The 22,789-nt window shown below is 38.2% G+C and carries 13 protein-coding genes and 2 tRNA genes; 11 read left to right on the plus strand and 4 right to left on the minus strand.

Annotation, left to right across the window (positions count from 1 at the left end):
• Nucleotides 1-293 precede the first annotated feature (293 nt).
• From ACQWU4_RS14190 to ACQWU4_RS14200, 3 genes are read left to right on the plus strand one after another with little or no spacing between them, the layout of a single operon-like run.
• A complete protein-coding gene (locus ACQWU4_RS14190) occupies nt 294-1,403 on the plus strand; it encodes a sensor protein KdpD (protein ID WP_429936405.1) in 1,110 nt (369 codons plus the stop codon).
• A gap of 5 nt (nt 1,404-1,408) precedes the next feature.
• Nucleotides 1,409-3,124 carry an ATP-binding protein gene (locus ACQWU4_RS14195; protein ID WP_429936406.1) on the plus strand — a complete coding sequence of 572 codons (1,716 nt, stop codon included), beginning with the start codon at nt 1,409-1,411 and terminating at the stop codon, nt 3,122-3,124.
• 55 nt (nt 3,125-3,179) lie between these two features.
• Nucleotides 3,180-3,641: a hypothetical protein gene (locus tag ACQWU4_RS14200; protein ID WP_429936407.1), complete on the plus strand. Its 462-nt coding sequence runs from the start codon at nt 3,180-3,182 to the stop codon at nt 3,639-3,641.
• 54 nt (nt 3,642-3,695) lie between these two features.
• Here ACQWU4_RS14200 and ACQWU4_RS14205 read toward each other — a convergent pair whose 3' ends face one another.
• A complete protein-coding gene (locus ACQWU4_RS14205; protein WP_429936408.1) occupies nt 3,696-6,164 on the minus strand; it encodes a DUF7619 domain-containing protein in 2,469 nt (822 codons plus the stop codon).
• Between the two features lie 245 nt (nt 6,165-6,409).
• Nucleotides 6,410-8,416 (minus strand): NAD-dependent DNA ligase LigA, encoded by a 2,007-nt coding sequence (ligA, locus tag ACQWU4_RS14210; RefSeq protein ID WP_429936409.1) that lies wholly within the window; start codon nt 8,414-8,416, stop codon nt 6,410-6,412.
• 238 nt (nt 8,417-8,654) lie between these two features.
• On the opposite strand from ligA, the gene ACQWU4_RS14215 reads away from it, so the two are divergent.
• The 8 genes from ACQWU4_RS14215 to ACQWU4_RS14250 all read left to right on the plus strand — a co-directional run bounded on the left by ACQWU4_RS14215 (nt 8,655) and on the right by ACQWU4_RS14250 (nt 22,316).
• Complete coding sequence (locus ACQWU4_RS14215) at nt 8,655-11,741, plus strand: carboxypeptidase regulatory-like domain-containing protein (RefSeq protein WP_429936410.1); 3,087 nt, start codon at nt 8,655-8,657, stop codon at nt 11,739-11,741.
• Nucleotides 11,742-11,802: 61 nt separating this feature from the next.
• Nucleotides 11,803-12,549, plus strand: coding sequence for a glycerophosphodiester phosphodiesterase family protein (locus tag ACQWU4_RS14220; protein WP_429936411.1), 747 nt, complete (start codon nt 11,803-11,805; stop codon nt 12,547-12,549).
• Nucleotides 12,550-13,117: 568 nt separating this feature from the next.
• Complete coding sequence (locus tag ACQWU4_RS14225; RefSeq protein WP_429936412.1) at nt 13,118-16,078, plus strand: SusC/RagA family TonB-linked outer membrane protein; 2,961 nt, start codon at nt 13,118-13,120, stop codon at nt 16,076-16,078.
• A 10-nt stretch (nt 16,079-16,088) separates the two neighbouring features.
• Nucleotides 16,089-17,537 (plus strand): SusD/RagB family nutrient-binding outer membrane lipoprotein, encoded by a 1,449-nt coding sequence (locus tag ACQWU4_RS14230; RefSeq protein ID WP_429936413.1) that lies wholly within the window; start codon nt 16,089-16,091, stop codon nt 17,535-17,537.
• Between the two features lie 53 nt (nt 17,538-17,590).
• On the plus strand, nt 17,591-19,156 hold the full coding sequence (locus tag ACQWU4_RS14235) for a calcineurin-like phosphoesterase C-terminal domain-containing protein (RefSeq protein WP_429936950.1): 1,566 nt from the start codon (nt 17,591-17,593) through the stop codon (nt 19,154-19,156).
• Between the two features lie 460 nt (nt 19,157-19,616).
• Nucleotides 19,617-20,330 carry a 3-ketoacyl-ACP reductase gene (locus ACQWU4_RS14240; RefSeq protein ID WP_429936414.1) on the plus strand — a complete coding sequence of 238 codons (714 nt, stop codon included), beginning with the start codon at nt 19,617-19,619 and terminating at the stop codon, nt 20,328-20,330.
• Between the two features lie 298 nt (nt 20,331-20,628).
• Complete coding sequence (gene prmA / locus ACQWU4_RS14245; RefSeq protein WP_429936415.1) at nt 20,629-21,456, plus strand: 50S ribosomal protein L11 methyltransferase; 828 nt, start codon at nt 20,629-20,631, stop codon at nt 21,454-21,456.
• Nucleotides 21,457-21,473: 17 nt separating this feature from the next.
• Complete coding sequence (locus ACQWU4_RS14250; RefSeq protein ID WP_429936416.1) at nt 21,474-22,316, plus strand: SH3 domain-containing protein; 843 nt, start codon at nt 21,474-21,476, stop codon at nt 22,314-22,316.
• Nucleotides 22,317-22,423: 107 nt separating this feature from the next.
• On the opposite strand, the gene ACQWU4_RS14255 is transcribed toward ACQWU4_RS14250, so the two are convergent.
• Nucleotides 22,424-22,497: transfer RNA gene (locus tag ACQWU4_RS14255), tRNA-Arg, on the minus strand.
• Between the two features lie 33 nt (nt 22,498-22,530).
• A tRNA-Pro gene (locus ACQWU4_RS14260) sits at nt 22,531-22,605 on the minus strand.
• Nucleotides 22,606-22,789: the final 184 nt, after the last annotated feature.

A 22,789-nucleotide genomic window follows, 5' to 3' on the forward strand; every position in this document is an offset into this window, starting at 1 on the left:
GTCATAAAAGTTTTACTCTGCCAGTTTATAAAGGTCTGTATAATCCGTGTACTCTGTGGGAGATGAAAAATATTAACTATAAAGATAAGACAGTTTTAAAATAACCAAAGATTCTGGCAATAATCACTATCAAATTACCCGACAAGAATTCCCCTCCCTTGGAGGGGTGGCGAAAATTCAAAGAATTTTTGACGGGGTGGTTTAAAAAAACATTCAGAATAACTGTAACTTACTTATGTATGTCGAATATCCAAATTTTGTCCCTTTTGTAGCAAAAAATAAAACAAAAATCAATGTCATCAGCAAAACATTTTTTAGAATTGATCCAGAAATCCCGGAAAGGAAAATTCAAAATCTATATCGGGATGAGCGCAGGTGTGGGGAAAACATTCCGTATGCTTCAGGAAGCGCAGTCTCTTTTGCGTAACGGCATTGATGTAAAAATAGGGTATATAGAAACCCACGGCCGGGAAGAAACGGTAGCTCTTACAGATGGAATCCCTGAAATACCAAGAAGATCAGTCTTTTATAAAGGCAAAAGTTTGGAAGAAATGGATGTTCAGGCTATTATCAACGAGCATCCGGAAGTGGTTCTGGTGGATGAACTGGCTCATACCAATGTAGAGGGTTCAAAAAACAAAAAAAGATGGCAGGATGTGCTGGAAATCCTTGAGAGCGGGATTAATGTCATCAGTGCGATGAATATCCAGCATATCGAAAGCCTGAACGAGGAAGTAAAAAATATTACGGGAATAGAAGTATCGGAACGTGTTCCTGACAAAATCCTAGGCCTGGCTGATGAGGTAGTCAATATAGATCTTACCGCTGATGAACTGCTGACCCGTCTGAAAGAAGGAAAGATTTATAAAAAAGAAAAGATTCAGACTGCGCTTACCAATTTTTTTCAGAGCGGGCATATTCTGCAGCTTCGGGAACTTGCTTTAAAAGAAGTTGCAGCCCATGTTGAAAGAAAGGTAGAAACGGAGATTAAGACAGAGAATTTCAAGCCTATAAAATTTCTGGCCTGCATCAGCAGCAATGAGAAAATTGCCAAAAACATCATCCGGAAAACAGCCCGTCTGGCAAGTTATTACAACAGCCAATGGACGGTTTTATATATTCAGAAGCCTTCGGAAAATCCTGAAAAAATTGCGCTTGACAAACAGCGGTATTTAATTAATAATTTTAATTTAGCACAGGAATTGGGGGCAAAAGTGGTCCGGGTAAAAGAAAACAGTGTCCACAAAGGAATTCTGGACTATGTGATTGCCCATAATATCACGACAGTCTGTATTGGGAAACCTCATGCACAGCTTTGGCAGCGTCTTTCCGGTTACAGTTGGATTTATACGCTAATGAACAGGCTGAACGAAAGACAGATAGATATTATTATTTTATCTTAGAAGTAATGAAACTTAAAACAAAACTCACCTTAGGCGTAGGTCTTTTATTTTTACTGATCGTTCTCATGTCAGTGATAGGGTCTGTCTATATCAATAAACTGAAATCAGATACTGAAAAGATCCTTACTGCCAATTACAACAGCCTGGAATTTTCCAAAAATATGCTTCTTGCGCTGGATAAGATCAGTACCGACAGTGCTGTTGCCGTTACGGATTTTCAGAAAAACAATAAACTACAGGAAAAGAATCTTACTGAATTTGGAGAAAAAGAGGCTACCCAAAGCCTGAATCTTCATTTCAACAGTTATCTCAACCAGCCTTCTCCGGAAAAGGAAAAACTGATCCGTGAAGATCTTGCCAAGATTATGTCCCTGAATATGAAAGGCATTGAAAGAAAAAGTGATATTGCTATTATTACTGCTGAAAATGCCACTTTTTGGATTGTAAGCCTGGGAACCGTATGTTTCCTGATTGCTTTTACCCTGCTTTTTAACCTGCCACAAACTATTGCAGAGCCTATTAACCAGCTTACATTCAGTATCAGGCAGATTGCTGCTAAAAACTATAATGAAAGGGTACATTTCAAAGGGAGTGAAGAATTTAACAGCCTTGCAGATTCTTTTAATACCATGGCGGAAAAGCTTCAGGAATATGAAAGCAGCAGTCTTTCCAAGCAATTGATGGAGAAAAAAAGAATAGAAACGCTGGTGAATAACATGCATGATGCTGTAATAGGGCTGGATGAAAACCATTTCATTTATATGATTAATGATGAAGCATTAAAGATCACCAATCTTCATAAAGAAGAGATCATCGGAAAAACGGCTCATGAAGTGGCGGTCAATAATGACCTGATGCGCGAACTGCTTAAAAATATTGATCATCCGGCGAAAGAACCTATCAAGATCGTTCGTGATAATAAAGAGAATTATTTTGAACAGGATATTGTTCCAATCAATATTGTAAAGACCGGTGAAAAGGAGACAAAATATATCGGAAAGGTAATTCTTTTGAGGAATATTACACCTTTCAAAGAGCTTGATTTTGCCAAAACCAATTTTATAGCCACTATTTCCCATGAGCTTAAAACGCCTATATCTGCTATAAAAATGGGTGTGCAGCTGCTTGGAAATCAAAAGTTCGGGGAGCTGAATGAGCAGCAGCAGGAGCTTCTGAAGAGCATTAATGATGACGGACAAAGGCTGTTGAATATAACAGGAGAATTATTAAATCTTTCACAGGTAGAAACCGGAAATATCCGACTTACAGTTGAAAAATGTTTGCCGAAAGAAATGGTACAGACGGCTGTGAAGAATGTGGAGAAGCTGGCAGAACAGAAAAATGTTTCCATTAATACTGAATATCTTATTGGTGATAATGATTTCGTTAATGCAGATTTCGACAAAACAGTCTGGGTAATCAATAATTTCCTTACCAATGCGCTAAAGCATTCTTTCCAGGACGAAAAAATCCAGATTCTGGTAGAAAAGATAGATGCAATGATTCAGTTCAGTATTACCGATACCGGAAGCGGGATTGATGAAAAATACCACCGCCAGATCTTCGACAGATATTTTCAGGTTCCGGGTGAGCAGCAGAACGGAACAGGCCTTGGGCTGGCTATTTCCAAGAATTTTATTGAAAAGCAGAACGGCGAGATAGGCGTGATGAGTGCTCCGAACCAGGGTAGTACTTTTTATTTCAGACTGCCTTTGGTTTAAATTGATTTTAAATAAATTCTTTTTAAATTTACAAACCACAATCACAAACCCACTCATGAAAAAATCAGTTAGTCTGTTATTATTTCTTTTTTTCATTTTGTTTCATTCACAGGTATCGGGACAGGTTTTCAAACTGGAAGAGCTTGCTGGATTCAACAAACTTGATATGGATGCTTTTAAAACAGAAATTAAAAAGCTTAAATACACATTTTATGACCGAACGGAAAGTCCCAAGTTTGTCTTGTACGAATATGAGAGTCCGGATTATACCTACAAGATCGGAAAATTTGTATATACGGAAGAGGCTTCCCAGAATCATATAGAATTTCAGTTCAAGGACAGGAAAGAATATGATGCCTATGTAAAAGCAGTTCTTACTGCCGGCTACAAACAGACAGAAAAAGGGAAAATCATTACTGGTGAAAACTATATGGATTACTTCAAAGGTAAATCACAGATCAGGATTGTTCAGCCTGAAACAGCGCAGGATGCTTACGCGATCCTTGTTTTTAAATAAAAACAGAGCTGTAAAAATTACAGCCCTGCTTGAGATATAGTTGAAGTTATTAGTTTAATTTTTGATGAACTTCTGTACCGTAGCTTTATCTTTGGTAAATAATTTGATGATATAGTTTCCTTTAGCCAGCTCAGAAACATTCACCATGTTGTTCTTCAGTCCTGTAGTATTTAGAATTCTTCCGGCTGCATCATAAATTTCAGCTTTTGTAATCTCTTCATTGGATTTAATGTAGAGAATATTCTGTACAGGGTTTGGATAAATGCTTATACCTTCTTTATCTGCCTTAGTTTCCGTAACAGCCAGTACATTTCTTACAGTCGTTGTATATGTATTGGTAATAATAGGAGCATTGTAATCAAAATAAATACCTGCGGTATTACTGAACGCATCACCGGTTGCCAAGGTAGATTTAGTCTTGATCTTAAACGAAACATAGCCGTCATTATGATCATCATCAAATGGAAGCTGTATATTTTCGAAAATAAATTCTGCGACATTGGCTCCGGAGATTCTTGTTACAAAGCTGTGACTCGCATTTAATGGAGTTAATGTAGAAATATCAAATTTTGAAGTATCAATTGCATCTTTCACCACAATATTTTTTGCATTGGCAGTACCTGTATTTTCAAATCTGATCAGGTAATGTACATAATCTCCTACCTGGGTTTGTGCGATCATGGTTCCTTCCAGACATGTTTTATCATTAGGATCTAAAGAGTTTACAACCGTTTGGTTCAGGGTAAATATATTATCTGCGGGTGTATCATCAGTCGCTCCGTTGATTTGGGCTGTGTAATGCAGGACATCACCATCATTTACCGGAGGAATATCTGTAGGGGTATTCAGTTCAAATTTAGCTTTGATTTCCCTTGTTTCAAAAGGAAGAAGACCTGTGAAATTCCAGCTTAAGCTTCCTGTTGATTGTGAATTAGGAGTCACACTGGCGTTCAGAAAATCCATGATATTGTCATTATAACTGAATACAGCGGTTCCGGACTGCATAGTGGTTCCCTTATTTTTGAAAACAATTTTATAATCTGAATTAAATCCCGGAACTGCAGAATCCAATGGAATGATTACAATTTCAAGATCCGGATGGGAACCGTTAGCCGTAATACAGAAATTCTGAGTCAGCGGACTTGTCTGCATTGGGAAATTAGCGGTAAAAGAAGCTGGTGATATACTGAAATAGGCAGGGTTCTCGAGAACCGGAGTGATGGTATGAGCTCCTGCCGGTACCGGAATAGAATAATTTCCCGAATTGTTACTTATAATACTTCCCGAAGTTCCGCCTCCTGTAATTGTAAATTTCTGGAACGCTTTATCCTGATCTGCCGGATCGCAGCCGTTCCCGTTAAGGTCATATTTTGTATTTCCTTTGATGGTATAGAAGGTTCCGCCGGGAGTGAAAGAGCAGTAAGAATTTACGACAACATTATTGTAGCCGTACGAATTGTTGGTTGCAATGATTTGATTAATTTCAGAATCATCACAGCATATATAGCTTAAATTGGGATTGTTCTGATAGAGGCCGGTCGTATTCCTGCCGTTTTTCATAAATATGCTCTGTAAATTGTTATTGGGAGCATTAAAATTATTCAATATCGTGTTATGGGTAATGTCAAGAGAAGTCAGTTGGTTATTATTAAGGAAAAGGGTCTGCAATGAAGGGATTGCAGAAAGATCGATACTTGTGAACTGATTGTTGATAATCCTCAGGTAATTTAATATCGGACTTTGATTTATAGTAAGGGTAGACAGATTATTGTAACTCGCTTCAAGTGATTTTAGCTTGGGAGTATTCTGAAGAATAATAGAAGTAAGCTGATTGCTCGAACATACCACGTCTTCAAGTTTTGTCAGGTTGCTTAAATTCAGGCTCGTCAGTAAATTTCCGGAAATATGAAGCCTGTACAGATCAACAAGTGAGCTTAAGTCAATATTAGCTATCTCATTGTCGCTGCAAAGCAGGTATTTCATTGTTGTACTTCCTGCATAATTAATAGTCTGAACTTTTCCTCCCGTACAGGTCAGGATATTCATTTTAGGTAGGTTGGAAATATCAAGATTTACAATGTGTGCGTTCTTAACACTAATGTTTTCCAATAAGGGACAACCCGTAAAATTAGCTGAAGACATATTGATATTATTATCAAAGCTTACCAGTTTTACCTTCTGCATACCGCTTATATCTACCGAAAGAATATTCGGAGAGTCAGATACATCCAGATATTCCAGATTGACGAAAGATTTTACGCCTTCTATTGATGAAATCTGGAACGGACTGCCATTTGAACTGTAGATTGTAATATCCCTGATATTGGCAGCTTCGGAAACCTGAATTTCTCCGTCGTTATTGGTATCCATAGCTATCCAGTTGCCTGCCAGATCTTGCGTTATATGGTTTGTAGCAGTACCGGAAAGGAGATTGGCCTTAAATTGAGCGTCAGGAATGTTTACAATCTGTGCTGCGACAGATAAGTGTGCCAGAAATAGCACAAAAAAGTAGAATTTTTTCATGGTGTAGTGATAATTTGTTTTTATAAATATATAAAAAATTATATTATGAAAAATAATTACTTTTTCTTTTTTATAATTATTGTTTGTTTCTTATTTGTTGGTTTTTATTTAATTAATTTATTGAAATATTGATTTAATGTTATTTTGTTTTCAGTTGAATTTGTTATTCTTTTATTAGGGGATAGATATAAATAAAACCATTGAAATATAATCTCAATGGTTTTATTTATTATTTGTTAAAGAAATTATTGCTTCTCTATAAGATCAAGAAATTCCTGTTCATCCAGAATTGTGATGGTTCCGATATCCTGAGCTTTTTTCAGCTTGCTTCCGGCCTTTTCCCCAACAACGAGGAAATTAAGATTTTTAGATACTGCAGAAATATTCTTTCCGCCGTGTTTTTCCACCATTTCCTCTGCCTGCTCTCTCGTGAATAATGATAATTTTCCGGTGAAAAGAAAAGCTTTTCCTTCCAGAACATTAGACAGAACTTCATTCGTGCTTTCTCCTTTTTCAAGCTGTACACCATAAGATTTCAGACGTTCGATCATCAGAACGTTTTCCAAATTCTGGAAGAATTCTACAATACTTACCGCGATCTTAGCACCAATATCTTCCACCTGACAAAGTTCCTCCACAGTAGCGGCTTTCAGTTCATCAATTGTCGCGAAATTTTTCACCAGTTTTTTGGCAACTGTTTCACCCACATGCTTGATCCCGATTCCATACAGAACCTTTTCAAAAGGTATTTCCTTTGATTTTTCAATTCCTGAAATAATATTCTGTGCAGACTTCTCCGCCATTCTTTCCAAAGGAAGAAGTTGTTCTTTAGTTAAAGCATAGAAATCAGCAGGGTTTTCAATTAAACGTTCCCTGTAAAGCTGTTCTATTGTTTCGCTGCCCAGGTTTTCAATATTTAAAGCTTTTCTGGAAACATAATGGATCATTCTTCCTACCACCTGAGGCGGACAGTGAAGTTCGTTCGGGCAGAAATGGATCGCCTGATCCTCAACTTTCACAAGCTCTGTAGCACATTCAGGGCAGTGTTTGATATATTCTATCTCTTTGCTTTTTTCCGTTCTCTTGTCTGTATTTACAGCTACAATTTTTGGAATAATCTCGCCGCCTTTTTCCACATAAACAAAATCATGCTCATGCAGATCAAGCTTTTTGATGATGTCCTCGTTATGAAGAGAGGCTCTTTTTACAATAGTTCCTGCCAGCAAAACAGGTTTCAGGTTGGCAACCGGAGTAATGGCTCCCGTTCTTCCCACCTGATAAGATACACTCTGAAGCTCGGTTTCTACCTTTTCAGCCTTAAATTTATAGGCCATCGCCCATCTCGGTGATTTTGCGGTGTAACCAAGTTGCCTTTGCTGCTGTAAGGAATTCACTTTTAAAACAATACCGTCAATCTCAAAAGGAAGATTATGACGTTCCGTATCCCAGAAGCTGATAAACTCCTTTACCTCATCCATGGTTTTGCAGAGTTTTGCCTGCTGTGACGTTTTGAAGCCCCAGCTTTGTGCTTTCTGAAGCAGTTCCCAATGGCTTTGTGCAGGAACATCTTCTGAAATATACTGGTAAAGTACGGATGACAGTCCGCGTTTTCTTACTTCTCCGCTGTCCTGCATTTTTAAACTTCCGCTGGCTGTATTCCTCGGATTCATAAAAGGATCCAGACCTTCTTCTTCACGCAGTTTATTGATCTTATCAAAGTTTTTACGGGTTAGATAAATTTCACCTCTCATGAAAAAATAAGCAGGGAAGTCACCTTTCAATGTCAATGGAATATCTGAGATAGTACGGACGTTTGCCGTAATTTCATCACCCTGGAAACCATCGCCACGCGTTACAGCCTGAACCAGTTTTCCGTTTTCATACAGGATGGAAATAGAAGCACCGTCATATTTCAGCTCGGCAACAAACTCTACAGGATCATTAATTGTTTTGATAATTCTCTTTTCCCAGTCTTCAAGATCGTCAAAATCATAAGAATTATCCAGGGAATACATTCTGAATTTGTGCTGAATTGTCGGGAAAACTTTAGTAATTCCGCCGCCTACACGTACGGTAGGTGAATTTTCATCGTAAAATTCAGGGTATTTTGCCTCCAGATCCTGAAGCTGTTCCAGGAGCATATCAAATTCAAAATCAGAGATTGTGGCTGCATCCAGAAGGTAGTAGTTTTCATTATGCTGGTGAAGTTCTTTTCGGAGCTGTTCTATTTTTTGCTGTATATTTTCAGACATTGCTTTCTATCTTTTGAGCAAAAATAGCTAAACTAATTTCATTAGAAAATACCATTATTAAATAATATAGAAATATTAAAAAGCTGTAATATGCCTTAAGTTGTTGATTATCTTTATTTTAAAACACTTGTTTAAATTAATTTAACATAATGTTATGATTTAATTGAAAATTTGTTAAAGCTCCCTTAAACAGACAGCCCGGAAAGTCAAAATACCTTTGCACATCTAATTTGAAGAGATGAGAAAAGTAAAGATTGTACTAGGATTATTGTTTTTGGGATTTGGAACACTGGCTTATGCGCAGACTACGCAGGCTTCTATTGTGGGAAAAGTAACCGGACTGGGCAGTGCTGCTCAGGAAAAAGTGAAAGTAACGATCGTGAACGAGTCTACAGGGTTCAGGACGGAGACGGAGACCAACTCGAAAGGAGAGTATATTTTTAAAGAAATTCCTCTTGGCGGGCCTTATACGGTGATTGTGAATGAAGAGAAAAAAGAAGGTTACACAGTGAACTTCGGAGATCAGGTGACTGTCAACATGAACTTAGACGGAGGACAAAATCAGATAGAAGAAGTTGTGGTAACCGGAAATCTGAAAAATAAAATCGGGAACCTGGGAGCAGCCACAGCTATTTCAGCTAAGAACATCAGCATGCTTCCGGTGAATGGAAGGAATTTCAACAATCTTACCGAACTTTCCCCGTTAAGCGGTAAAGGCGGAAACTTATCAGGTCAGCTGGGCTCTTCAACGAACTTTACCATTGACGGAATGACGGCCAAAAATCCAACTTCTGCCGGAGCAACAACCAGCCGGAGTGGTGCACCGTTTTCTATTTCGATAGAAGCGGTCCGTGAATTTAAAATTACCACTAACCAGTACGATGTAACACTGGGAAGAAGTGGCGGAGGAACGGTAAGTGCCGTTACCAAATCCGGAACGAATAAATTTTCAGGAAGCGCATGGGAATATCTGAGAACAAACTGGCTTTCCAGTCCATATGACATCAGAGGAAATAAGAGGGAGAATGATTTCTCTACTTCCCAGTTCGGGTTTTCATTAGGCGGACCGATTATTAAAAATAAATTACACTTCTTCGTGGCATGGGATCATCAACTGGACTCAAGGCCGCTGATCATTGCAGATATCAAATCTCCGGATGATGAGAAAAGGTTTAATACGACTACTCAGACGCTTAATCAGTTTTTAGACATTGCAAGATCGAAATATGGTGTGGGAAATAGTCCGCAGTTCGGAAGCTTTGATAAAGTAAGAAATTCTGATGCAGGATTCCTTCGTCTGGACTGGCAGATTAACGAGAAGAACTTATTGACATTAAGAAATAATTTCACGTATGATCTCAATAAAAACGGATTGACAGACAATACTGCGATCAATTTCTTTGAATCTTACGGAAATGATAAAAACCTTGATAACAGCTTACTCTTGACTTTAAGGACAAACATTAAGCCGAATATCACGAATGAATTAAAAGCGCAGTATTTATATACGTTTCAGGACAGTTATCAGAACGACGAGTTAGGCAGGACGGTTCCCAGAGCTGTGGTTGAAGGGGTCGCTTCCAGTGTCGGGACAACCAATATCCAGATCGGAGGCCATCGTTTCGGTCAGGAAGGCTTCAGGAATAATGTATTCCAGGTAGTGGATAATTTATACTACAACACAGATAAAATCAAATATACGTTTGGAGTTGATCTGATGTACACCAGATCCAAATCTGTCTATGGAAGTGAGGTGAACGGAAGATTCCAGTTTCAGGGAATGACGAATTTCAACAATCTGACTCCTTACAGATTCTACAGGGAAGTACCTTTAATGGATGATCCATCTGTAAAATCCAGCATCTGGAATGCAGGGCTATATGGCCAGATTCAGACTAAAATAGCTACAGGTCTTGACTTTATGGCCGGACTGAGATTCGATTACGGAGGATATCCGAAAGCAGAATTCAATCAGAAGCTCTTTGACGAAATGGGAATCAGAACGGATAATCAGATCAAGTCTTTTGTTATTCAGCCAAGGTTTCAGTTTGACTGGAATATCAATGAAGGAAATAAGGATTTCGTAAAATTTGGTGCCGGAATTTTCTCTTCCGATATCAATAATTATATGATCATCAATAATCTTGTTTTTGACGGAAACCACCTGGCAACAGTAGATGTGAATCCGGGTACAATTGGCCTGACTCCTGATTTTCCTGCCTATAGAAATGATTACGGAACGGTTCCTTCACTTTCACAATATCAGATTCCAACGATCAATTATACAGGAAAAGATGCAAAAATTCCAATCGTTTATAAAGCGAATATTTCCTATACTCACTTCTTTAATGAAAGATTCAGAGCAGGAATTGCAGGATATATGGCCCTGGGAAGAAACAATTATTTCTACTACGACAGAAACATGGTGGCCAATCCGTTCTTCACATTAGCCAATGAAGGGGGAAGAGGAGTATATGTGCCTGCCGGTACTATCATTAATAATGATAATAAAAGTGTCAGTATCGACTGGAAAGAAGGAAGAATCAATAAAAAATTCGGAAGAGTTCTGGAGTTAGTAAGTGACGGTAAAGTGAACCAGTTTTCATTTGTAGTGGATACCAGCTACCGTTACTGGAAAGACGGGGAGATTACGGCAAGCTACACCTGGTCTGATATCAAAGACAATACTTCATACAACGGGAATGTGGCGAATTCTGCAACGCTTTCCACGCCGGTTCAGAGCGATCCGAGAGATTTAAGAATGAGCTATTCGGATAATCAGTTCAGAAATAAAATTGTGGTTTACGGTAACTCGCCTACCATTGCAGGATTTACGCTTGGTGTCCGTTATTCAGGAATCGGAGGAACACGTTTTTCAGTGACTGCCGGAGGAAATATCAACGGAGATTTTGTGGATTCCAATGATCTTGCTTATATCTTCCCGGAAATCATTACCCAGCCGCTTCTTAATGATCCGGAAGTAGGACAGGCGCTGAAAGATTATGTTGAAAAATACAACAATGCCATTGCTGAACGTAACGGAGGTAAAAATGGTTTTTACGGTGTATGGGACGTTCGAGTAGCCAAGAAATTTAAATTTGAAAAGATTGGTGCATTTGAGCTTTCCGTAGATATTTTCAACCTTGCCAATCTCCTTAATAAAGAATGGGGTGTGAACAAATCCTACGGAAATATGGCACTGTACAGGGTGACAAAGTTCAATCAGGCTACCAGACAGTTTGAATATCTTAAAAATAACAGCGGTCTGGCACCGCTTTCAGGAAATCCTTACCAGATCCAGATCGGGGCCAAGTACAGTTTTTAATATTTAAACATTACCTTTATCAGATGTTTTTAGATTTTTTATTTAATAATGAAATAATATTATGAAAAAATTTATCTTAGGGTTAGCAGTTTTAAGCACAGTTGTAATGAAGGCACAAACCCAGATTATCGCGCACAGGGGCTATTTCCAGGCCCAGCCGCCTACCACGGAAAATTCTTTAAAATCTTTGGAAAATGCTCAGAAACTAAAGATTTACGGATCTGAATTTGATGTGAGAATGACCAAAGACGGTATTCTTGTCATTAATCACGATGAGCATCACGGAGAAATGGAAATCTCTGAAACCAATTTCAAAGAACTGGAAGCAGTAAAGCTTTCTAACGGTGAAAAATTTCCAACACTGAAAGATTACCTGAAGCAGGGTAAGAAAGATCCTTCCTTAAAGCTTATCGTTGAGATCAAACCTGCCAAAACTCCCGAAATAGAAAACGAGATCACTCAGAAAACCCTGAAAATGATCAAGGATATGAAGCTGGAAGGGCGGAGCGAATATATTTCCTTCAGCTTAAATATCTGCAAGCAGATCAAAAAACTGGAACCGAAATTCAAAGTACAGTACCTGAACGGGGAACTTTCTCCTGAGCAGATCAAAAAAGAAGGTCTTGACGGCATGGACTACCATTACAGTGTCTTCCAGAAAAATCCGACATGGATCTCGGAAGCAAAGACCTTAGGCTTAATCACAAACTCATGGACAGTAAATGATCCTGCGGTTTATGACGAGTTAAAAAAGCAGGGAATCGGCTTTGTCACTACCAATATTCCTGATCAGTTAAAGAATAAATAACAGATTAGGCTTAAAAATAAAGCCGGATAATAATTTACAGCCTGTCTATTTTTGAAGACAGGCTTTTTTTATATACTTGATTTATACAGGAGTAAATATAGAGTGATTCTTTTTGACGCAAAGATTTTATAATAACATTGTCAATTTAAGAATGCAAAGAAGAAAATCAATCTTTGATTGATTCGACTAAGCGTGTAATATCCGACAGCTTAATCAATGGCGAAGCCATCACCTTTGCTCATCTCGAATAATAAGTATTTAAATGAAACTTTGCGTTAAAAAAGAAACCTCAGAATAGTAAGTCTGATTAATAACAAAGAAATTGATCAAATTCCTCTTATTTGAAAGAGTTTTGTTTATTTTCCCAGAGCAAGACAATAAAGATACATTAATGAAACTGTAAACCGACATTAAAAATTATTAATTATTTAAACGTTTGGTTATCAATGTTATGTGTAGTATGTTAAAATTGTGTTCATGTTTTGTTTAATAATATTTTAATAAATGTTAAAATCGTATTAAAATCATAGCCATAATGTAGTTTTAATTTTGCGCAAACAAAAAGGATATGCGTAAAGAGACACAGAAACTGTTGGTTTTGTCACTGTTAGGATTAGTCAGTGTCAATCTGGCAGCTCAGCAGAAAGTAAAAAAAGATACTGTTAAAGGTATTGATGAAGTGGTGGTAACTGCTTTGGGAATCAAGAGACACGACAAAGCTTTGGGATACGTTGCTGAAAAAGTAGGCTCCGAAACATTTGAGGAAACCCAGAACAACAACTGGGCGCAGTCGATGGAAGGGAAAGTGGCAGGATTAAAAGTTCAGACAGCAGGAGCAGGGCCGCTGGGAACTGCCAGAATCACGCTCAGAGGTGAAAAATCCATTATGATGGATCATAATTATGCTTTGATCGTTGTAGATGGTGTTCCTATGGGAAATTCCACAACAGGAAGCGATACACCTGCCTATGGTGCGGGTTCCGGAGGGGACGTTCCTATCGATATGGGGAACGGCCTGAACAACATCAATCCTGATGATATTGAGTCTGTAACCGTTCTGAAAGGAGCTTCTGCAGCGGCTTTATACGGTTCAAGAGCTGCCAACGGAGCTTTGATGATCACTACAAAATCAGGAAAAACCAAAAACGGTAAGCTGAAAGTAACTTTTAATTCCTATTCAAGTTTTGATACGGTACTGAAATGGCCGGACTGGCAATACGAATACGGCCAGGGAACACTTGCTAAAAATTCTGCAGGTCAGTTTTACTACTCTTACGGTCTTTCAGCAGATGGAGTGAGCACAGGCGGAACAAGTAGTGCATTCGGGCCCAAATTTGCCGGACAATATTATTTTCAGTATGATCCTACCGTACAGGGCCAGAGCAAAGAAAGACAGCTGTGGAGACCTTATGAAGACAATATCAAAGGCTTTTGGAGAACAGGTTCCACTTATTCAAACAGTGTTTCTTTGGAAAGTTCCAACGAAAAGACAAGTTTCAGAACATCGCTTACCTATCTGAATAATGAGTGGATGATGCCTAATACAGGTTTTGACAGGTTCAATCTGGCGCTCTCTTTCGCTCATCAGCTGACAAAGAAATTAAAGATCTCAACGAAATTCTCATATAATACAACAACCAGTGACAATCTTCCGGCTACAGGATATAACAACCAGTCGATCTCTTACTTTATGATCTTCCAGAATCCCAATGTAGATCTTGAGTGGTATAAACCTATCTGGAAATATGGTCAGGAGCAGGTTGACCAAATACACCCGTTCAGTTCCTATATCGACAACCCATATCTTATTGCTTATGAAATGTTGAATGGTGTAAAGAAAAAGACCATTACGGGAAACATTACAGCAGATTATCAGTTCAATAATAATTTCAGTTTGATGCTGAGGTCCGGTATTGAAATTTTAAATGAAAAAAGAACTACTAGAAGACCTTGGAGCTCTGCAAACTATTTAAAAGGATATTATAGGGAACAGTTTATCAAAAACCATGAGTATAATAATGACCTTTTATTCTCCTATAAAATTGATCTGAACAAATTCAGTTTGTCAGCTTCCGCCGGAGGAAGTATGCGTTATAATGAATATGTAATGAATGATTACCAGGCTATCGGTTTAAAAACCGCAGGCGAATACAACCTTACCAATGCCTTATCGATTCCCGTTAAATATCCGGTTCCGAGGGATAAGCAGGTAGACAGTGTTTATGGTTTATTTACAGTAGGATATGACAATAAGATTTTTGTGGATGTAACAGGTAGAAATGACTGGAGCTCCACACTTCCAAAAGCAAACAGGTCTTTCTTTTACCCATCGGTAAGCACCAGCTTCATTCTTTCTGATATCTTTAATCTGAAAAGCAATAGCTTAAATTTCTGGAAACTGAGAGGCTCATGGGCAAAAGTAGGGATAGACAGTGATCCCTATTTGCTGGATAATTATTACACAGCAAGTAATATCACGGGAAGTGTAATATCTCCAACCACGTTCAACAATCCTGCTCTGAAGCCGGAAAAAAATACCAATATTGAAGCCGGGATGGATTTCAGCCTTTTCAAAAGCAGACTGAACCTTAATTTTACAGCCTATCAAAACGTCAGTGAAAATCAGATCATTCCCGTGTCCTTGCCTAATGAGAGTGGATTTTCCAAAAGAATCATCAATGCCGGGAAAATCAGGAACAGAGGGCTTGAACTTTCAATGGATGCTTATCCTGTAAAATCTAAAAACTTCTCATGGAAGATCGGAGGAAACTGGTCTACCAACGAAAACCGGGTGATGAGCGTTCCTGAAGGATTTGACGGAATTGTTTCGAACGTAGGTGGTGTAGTCTTCTATAAAATGGAAGTCGGCGGTTCTCTTGGAGACATGTACGGTTACAAATTGCTTCGTTCACCTGACGGAAAAGTTGTTTACAGGGACGGATTAACAGAAATTCCTGCAGGAATAGAAAAAGTAGGAAATGCATTCCCGAAATGGAGAGCAGGTCTTCAGAATGATTTTAAAATTAAAAACTTTACCATCAGCTTTTCATTTGACGGGCAGTACGGCGGTATTGCTTACTCCCAGTCCCATCATAAAATGTCTGAGCAAGGTAAGCTTAAATCTACACTTCCGGGAAGAGAAAACCCAGGCGGGATGATTATTGGAGATGGCGTCGTCCAGAATCCTGACGGAAGCTACAGTCCAAATACCAAAGCTGTGACGGTTTCATCATATTACGGAGATTATTACAGAAGGGCAAATGTGGAAACCAACAGCTTCAGCACAGATTTTATCAAACTCAGAGATGCAAGAATATCCTATTCCTTCTCAAAAGATATGATACAGCCTCTGGGACTTGAAGATCTTACTCTGGCCATTTTCGGTAAAAACCTGTGGATGTGGACCAAGTTCCCGATGTTTGATCCCGAAGTGGCAACTCTGGATAATGCAACTATTACTCCCGGTGTTGAAATGGGACAGCTTCCTACCGCAAGAACAGTTGGTTTTCAGTTAAATCTTAAATTTTAAATCTTAGAAAATGAAAAAATTAATCATAAATCTTACATTGGCCGTTTCTGTTTTCGCCCTTCACTCGTGCGACAGAACCTTTGAAGAAATTAATACCGATACCAGCAGAATCAAGGACCCGTCTGTAGGGAGTCTTCTGGCGCCTATCCAATATGAAATGGGAAGCTATGGATATAACAAGGCAGATGATTTTACCTTCGATATCATGCAGGATGCCCTGGATTTTCCTAATGAAGGGAATACATTCAGCAGATATTATTTTAACGAAAAAAGCGGGGCAGGATATTGGGATAATTCCTACAGGTGGCTGAAACAAGTCGGTGATCTTAAAAAATATGCCATTAAGGAAGAGAATAATAACTATCTCGCCATATCAATGGTTCTTAATGCATGGATTACAGCCAATCTTACTGATGCTTTTGGGGATATTCCTTTTTCTGAAGCCGGAAGAAGTGAGGAAGGAATTTTAAAGCCTAAATATGACAGGCAGAAAGATATTTACGTGCAGCTTTTAGATGATCTGAAAACAGCCAATTCTCTATTTGATGCTACAAAAGCTCTTTCGGAAACAGATCTTTTTTATAATGCCAACGCCAATAGCCAGACGGGTATTTTAGGATGGAAGAAATTCTGTAATTCGCTTTCATTAAGACTTCTGACGAGAATCTTAAGCAAAAACGGAGAAGTGAATGTGTATGAAAGAATCCAGGAGATCGTGAATAATCCTTCACAATATCCTGTTTTTCAGAATAATAATGACAGTGCTGTCCTTTCTCTTTCCGGGATATCTCCATATCTGCCGCCAATTGCCCGTCCGCAGGATTTTACAACATCGAGGGCTGCAGGTGAGTTTTTCGTAGATGCTCTGAAAAATAATAACGATCCGAGATTAGCCATGTTCTTTACCAAAGCTAAAAATACAGCAGGAGCAGATTTAGGCTACAAAGGAGCCCCTTCCGGTTATGCTTTGGGAACCATATTCAATTACCAGCCTTCTAACTTGAATCAAAATCTGGCAAAAGCACCGTTAAAAGTTTTGATCATGACTTATTCCGAGGTGCAGTTTATTTTGGCAGAACTTGTTAATAGAGGTGTTATCGCGGGAAGTCAGCAAACATTTTACGAAACAGGTGTGAAATCTATCATTGAACAGTGGGGAGCTACCGTTCCTGCAGGATACTTCACTAATGGTTATGTGGCTTATGATGGGTCTTTGCAGAAGATCATGCTTCAGAAATATATTTCCCTGTTTTTTGTAGATCATCAGCAGTGGTATGAGTTCAGACGTACAAAACTTCCTGTGCTTCCTAATAACGGTGGATTGCAGAATGGTGGAGTAATGCCGGTAAGATTCATGTATCCTACCACTACAAAAGTGATGAATACTGAAAATTACAATGCAGCGGTACAGGCTATGGGCGGAGATAATATCAATGTAAAAATGTGGTGGAATAAGTAAATTAAAAAATAAAAAATAAGAATAAAGAAATGAGTATCAGTATAAAACTTTTAATGCCTTGTATATTGGTTTCTGCAATGGCATTTTCACAGGATTCTGTTTCAGGATACGTGTTTGAAGATAGTAATAAAAACCAAAAAAAAGAAAGCCGCGAAAAAGGAATTGAAGGAGTTGCAGTCTCCAATGGAATTCAGGTGGTTCTTACCGATAAAAACGGAAGATACAGCTTACCTGTTCAGGAAGATCAGACAATCTTTGTGATCAAGCCGTCAGGATACCAGGTTGCTTTAAACAGTAATAATTTACCTCAGTTTTATTATCACCATAAACCGAAAGGCTCACCTGCTGATTTTAAATACAAAGGAACGGCGCCAACCGGAGAGCTTCCGAAAGAGCTGAATTTTCCTCTTTACAAAAAAGAAGAAAACAAAAATTTTGATATTCTTGTTTTCGGAGACCCTCAGCCCTATACAGAAAAAGAGCTTGATTATTTCAAAAGAGCAATCGTAAATGAAGTAAAAGGGACCAAAAAAAATGCAGTACTGGGAATAAGTTTAGGAGATTTGGTGGGAGATAATCTCAGCCTTCAGAAACCTTATGCCGATGTAATGAAAGAAATAGGACTGCCGTGGTATAACGTGATGGGAAATCATGACATGAATTATGATGCTAAAGAAGACCGTTTCTCAGATGAAACCTTTGAATCCAACTTCGGCCCAGCTAATTATTCTTTCAATTATGGAAATGTACATTTTATTATTTTAGACGATATTCTGTATCCCGATCCAAGAGATGGGAAAGGCTATTGGGGCGGGTTCCGTGAAGATCAGCTGAAATTTGTTGAAAATGATCTGAAACTGGTTGATAAGAATAAACTGATCGTTGTCTCTTTCCACATTCCTTTGGAGCATAAAAACGAAGATAATTTCAGAAATGCAGACCGTCAGAAATTATTTGATTATCTGACACCTTTCCAGAATGCATTGATTTTATCGGCTCATACACACATTCAGCAGCAGATTTTTTATGGAAAGCAGGCTGGCTGGAACGGTTCAAAAGACCTTCACGAATACAATGTTGGGACTACTTGCGGCGACTGGTGGTCAGGAACAGCCGACGAAATAGGATTACCAACCTCAACGATGAGAGACGGAACAGCAAAAGGATATTCATTTATCAGCTTTAACGATAACCAATATAAAGTTAAATACAAAACAGCCGGAAAACCTGATGACTATCAGATCAAACTCTATGTCCCGAAAGTAATTCCTCATCCTTCGAAAACTTCTGCGAAAATCCTGGCCAACTTCTTTATAGGAAGTAAAAAAGATAAAGTGGAATACAGGGTAGACAACGGAAACTGGGAAGAAATGGAATACGATGAATCTGTAGACCCAAATTTCGCACTTTCGGTATTCAAATGGGATTCCACGCAGAATCTTTTTCCGGGAAGAAGACCTTCCAACCCTGAAATGTCAAAGCACATCTGGACTGCAGGTTTCCCTAAAAAGCTTGATTTAGGAAAACATAAACTGGAGGTGAAAGCTTCAGATATGTACGGAAATCAGTTTACGGCTTTTGAAGAATTCGAGGTACAGAATGCTGTACAGATTCCTTAGCTTTTCATTTACTACTATACTTTCAACAGAAACCGGCTTTTTTAAGTCGGTTTTGTTTTTTTTGATTTTAAAATGTTTGTGGCTTAAACCACCCCGTCAAAAATTCTTTGAATTTTCGCCACCCCTCCATGGGAGGGGAATTTTTGCCCATTAGTTCAATAGTTGCCAATTCTGGAATCTTTATTTTTAAAGTTGCTCTATCTTTATAATTAATATTTTTATCTCTCGCAGATTATACGGATTACGCAGATTTTTTTATGTCTTTTAAAGAATAGGGAACTTAAGTGAACTTTTTATCCTTGAATCATCAGGCTCTAAAATAACTTAAGTGTCAAAAAAACTTTTGTGACTTTTGTGGTTAAAGAAGAATGCAGATGCTATTAAAATTCTATTAAATCTATCTCCTTCGGGCTTTGTAAAAATGATCTTTCGTAAATTTGCAAAACGAAACAATGCTATTATGAATATAAATGGAAAAAATGCCATCGTAACCGGTGGCGGAAGAGGACTTGGAAAAGCAGTTGCCTTAGCTTTGGCTAATGAAGGAGTAAATGTTGCTGTTACCGGAAGAAACGAAGAGAATCTTAAAATGACGGTTGAGGAAATCAAAAAACTGGGAGTGAACTCAACATATGCTGTTTTTTCTGTAGACAATGAAATTCAGGTAAAAGCAGGAATAGAGTCTTTGGCGGAACAATTGGGAGGTATTGATATTCTGATCAACAATGCAGGGATCGGAGATTTCGGAACTATCGAAGAAATGCCTTCTGAAACCTGGGAGCAGGTCATTAAAACCAATCTGTTCGGAGTATATTACGCGGCAAAAGCAGCTCATCCGTTTATGAAAGCCAAAGGAGAGGGGGATATTGTAAACGTGGCTTCTACAGCGGGTTTAAAAGGCGGTCCGAACATGTCGGCTTATGCGGCATCAAAAGCAGCGGTAGTTTCTTTATCACAGTCGATGATGGCAGAATGGAGAAAGCAGAATATTCGTGTGATCACCTTGACACCAAGTACAATTGCATCTGATATGAGTATCCAGGGAGGACTTACAGACGGAAATCCTGATAAAGTACTTCAACCTGAAGATTTTGCAGAATGGGTAAGGGATATTTTAAAAATGAACAGAAGAGCATTGATTGCCAATGGTTCTATTTTCTCAACGAATCCGTAAAGGAGATTTATGCAGTAAATTAACTGAACAATAAAATATTCAATAGGAGCGGGCTTTAGCCCGCTTTTTTAATTAATACAAATTAATCTGGCTTTAGTCAAAATATAAAATAGTCAAATTTCCCCAGCCTCTGTTAAGTATCAACGTCATTGCAATCTTAAAAACATATATCTTTTCAAAAAAATCGCGTCTTTGCGTTTAAATAAAACCATTATTCTCAAAATATGCAATTACTCATAGCACTTCAATTTTTTTAACAGTAATAACATCCTTATTTTTGCATTAAATTATTGACTCAATGCAAAATTATTTAGAATTCAATTTCAAGATTTCTCCGTTACAGCCATGGAACGAGATATTAATGGCAGAGCTTATCGAAATAGGTTTTGACAGCTTTACAGAAGAAATCGACGGAATTTTAGGATATATCCAGAAAGAGCTGTTTAAAGAAGAAGAACTTAAAACGCTTCCTCTTCTTGAGAACGAAAATGTACAGATCAGCTATACTTTCGAAGAAATGCCAAACATCAACTGGAATGAAGAATGGGAAAAGAACTTTTCACCCATCAATATTGATGATAAAGTGCTGATCAGGGCAGAATTCCATGAATCTGTACCGGGAATGCATGAAATCATCATCCAGCCTAAAATGTCTTTCGGAACAGGACATCATCCTACTACACACCTGATGATCCAGCAGATGATGGATATTGATTTCAACAATAAAAAAGTGCTGGATATGGGCTGTGGAACCTCTGTACTGGCTATTTATGTAAAACAAAATGGTGCAGGAGATACAAAAGCTATTGATATCGATGAATGGTCTGTAGAAAATTCAAAAGAAAATGCTGCCAGAAACAGTGTGGAGCTTGATATTGAACAGGGAACAGCAGAAAACTTAGGCAAAGAGCATTTTGATATCATTCTGGCAAATATCAACAGAAATATCCTGATCTCCGATATTCCAACTTATGTTTCTGTAATGAATGAAGGTGGAAAACTACTGCTTTCCGGACTGTGTTTCTTTGATGTGGACGATATCCTGGAAGTATGTAAAGAAAGTGGGCTTGAGCTTAAAAAGAAGCTTCAGCGTGAAGAATGGGTAAGTCTCCTACTTGAAAAATAATGAAGCAAAATAGACATATGAAATCTTTATTGACGGTTTTATGCCTGTTGTTCCTGCAGTTTTTTTCTGCGCAGGAACAAAATACGGTCTATGCTGACGGAGTTTTCAGCTTTGAGGAAAATAAGTCCCAGAAAATTTTTACGGACTGGACCAGGGTAAGAAGAGAGCCGGATGTAAAATCTGAAGTAACGGATTCATTACAAACCAATCAACAGGTAATGATTCTTAAAAAAGAAGAAACAATTCTCAGGCTGGGGGAAAGAGGAGCCAATTGGTATAAAGTTTCTTATCAGAAAGGAAACCTGGTTTCGGAAGGTTATATCTGGGGAGGAAATCTTTGTGTAGGATACCGAAATAAAAATGGCTACGACTTTCTTTTCGGGCTTTCTAAAACAGTAGACCGGAAGAATAAAGATTATAATGAAACGGTAAAGCAGAATATTGCCGGAATAAAAGTTATTGAAGGTACCACTTTAATTGATGAGGTATACTTTGATACAGGAAAGGGAGAAGAGCTAAGCTATGCCACGTTTACCATTGAAAGTGGTCATAAGCTTCAAAATGTAGAATTGACCCTTAAAGCTATGGTTTCCGGTGAAGCATGCGGAATTGCAAGCTATGATCAGTACGTTTTCTTTAAAGATAAAAAACTGGTTATCCTGCCGCAGCTGATGAACGTTGGTGATGCTGATGTATATTACCATTCTGAAGAATTTGTTTTTCCTAATGATAAAGGAGGAACACCCAATGCTTTTATCTTTAAAATGGAGGAAATGGAAAAAGATGATAAAGACCGCGAAAAGAAAAAGCGATCTTACAAAACATATCTCTGGAACGGAAGCTCTTATAAACTTAAATAAGATCACATTTTAAAATAGACCACTGTAGAATTACAGTGGTTTTTTATAAAAAAGGATCATGTAAAAAAACAAAAAAGACTCAGCATTTCTGTTGAGTCTTTTTTAAGTGAGCGCGAAAGGATTCGAACCTTTGACCGTCTGCTTAGAAGGCAGATGCTCTATCCAGCTGAGCTACGCACCCATTAAATAATTTTGAAAAATTACTAAAAAAAAGTCGGGGCGGCAGGATTCGAACCTGCGACCTCCTGGTCCCAAACCAGGCGCGATGACCGGACTACGCTACGCCCCGATTGATGGTCATCTAAGCGAATTTTACTTCGTTTTTGCGAGTGCAAAGATAGAAACTTTTTTTGAATAATAAAAATATTTTTAAGAAAAGATTGATTAAAAAATAAGGTGGATCAAAAGGTAATGGTTACGGGAAATAGTACTTTTCTGTAAACAGATGATATTGTCTGTTAAATATCAGTGTC

It is taken from the genome of Chryseobacterium sp. MIQD13, from assembly GCF_050496705.1.
In the GTDB taxonomy this organism is placed as follows: Bacteria; Bacteroidota; Bacteroidia; order Flavobacteriales; family Weeksellaceae; genus Chryseobacterium.

What these genes read in the sequence shown, in the direction of transcription:
- ligA (WP_429936409.1), bottom strand. Translation starts at nt 8,416, where the DNA reads ATGTCTGAAAATATACAGCAAAAAATAGAACAGCTCCGAAAAGAACTT.
- ACQWU4_RS14240 (WP_429936414.1), top strand. Translation starts at nt 19,617, where the DNA reads ATGAATATAAATGGAAAAAATGCCATCGTAACCGGTGGCGGAAGAGGA.
- ACQWU4_RS14190 (WP_429936405.1), top strand. Translation starts at nt 294, where the DNA reads ATGTCATCAGCAAAACATTTTTTAGAATTGATCCAGAAATCCCGGAAA.
- ACQWU4_RS14235 (WP_429936950.1), top strand. Translation starts at nt 17,591, where the DNA reads ATGCCTTGTATATTGGTTTCTGCAATGGCATTTTCACAGGATTCTGTT.
- prmA (WP_429936415.1), top strand. Translation starts at nt 20,629, where the DNA reads ATGCAAAATTATTTAGAATTCAATTTCAAGATTTCTCCGTTACAGCCA.
- ACQWU4_RS14195 (WP_429936406.1), top strand. Translation starts at nt 1,409, where the DNA reads ATGAAACTTAAAACAAAACTCACCTTAGGCGTAGGTCTTTTATTTTTA.
- ACQWU4_RS14225 (WP_429936412.1), top strand. Translation starts at nt 13,118, where the DNA reads ATGCGTAAAGAGACACAGAAACTGTTGGTTTTGTCACTGTTAGGATTA.
- ACQWU4_RS14230 (WP_429936413.1), top strand. Translation starts at nt 16,089, where the DNA reads ATGAAAAAATTAATCATAAATCTTACATTGGCCGTTTCTGTTTTCGCC.
- ACQWU4_RS14220 (WP_429936411.1), top strand. Translation starts at nt 11,803, where the DNA reads ATGAAAAAATTTATCTTAGGGTTAGCAGTTTTAAGCACAGTTGTAATG.
- ACQWU4_RS14205 (WP_429936408.1), bottom strand. Translation starts at nt 6,164, where the DNA reads ATGAAAAAATTCTACTTTTTTGTGCTATTTCTGGCACACTTATCTGTC.
- ACQWU4_RS14200 (WP_429936407.1), top strand. Translation starts at nt 3,180, where the DNA reads ATGAAAAAATCAGTTAGTCTGTTATTATTTCTTTTTTTCATTTTGTTT.
- ACQWU4_RS14215 (WP_429936410.1), top strand. Translation starts at nt 8,655, where the DNA reads ATGAGAAAAGTAAAGATTGTACTAGGATTATTGTTTTTGGGATTTGGA.
- ACQWU4_RS14250 (WP_429936416.1), top strand. Translation starts at nt 21,474, where the DNA reads ATGAAATCTTTATTGACGGTTTTATGCCTGTTGTTCCTGCAGTTTTTT.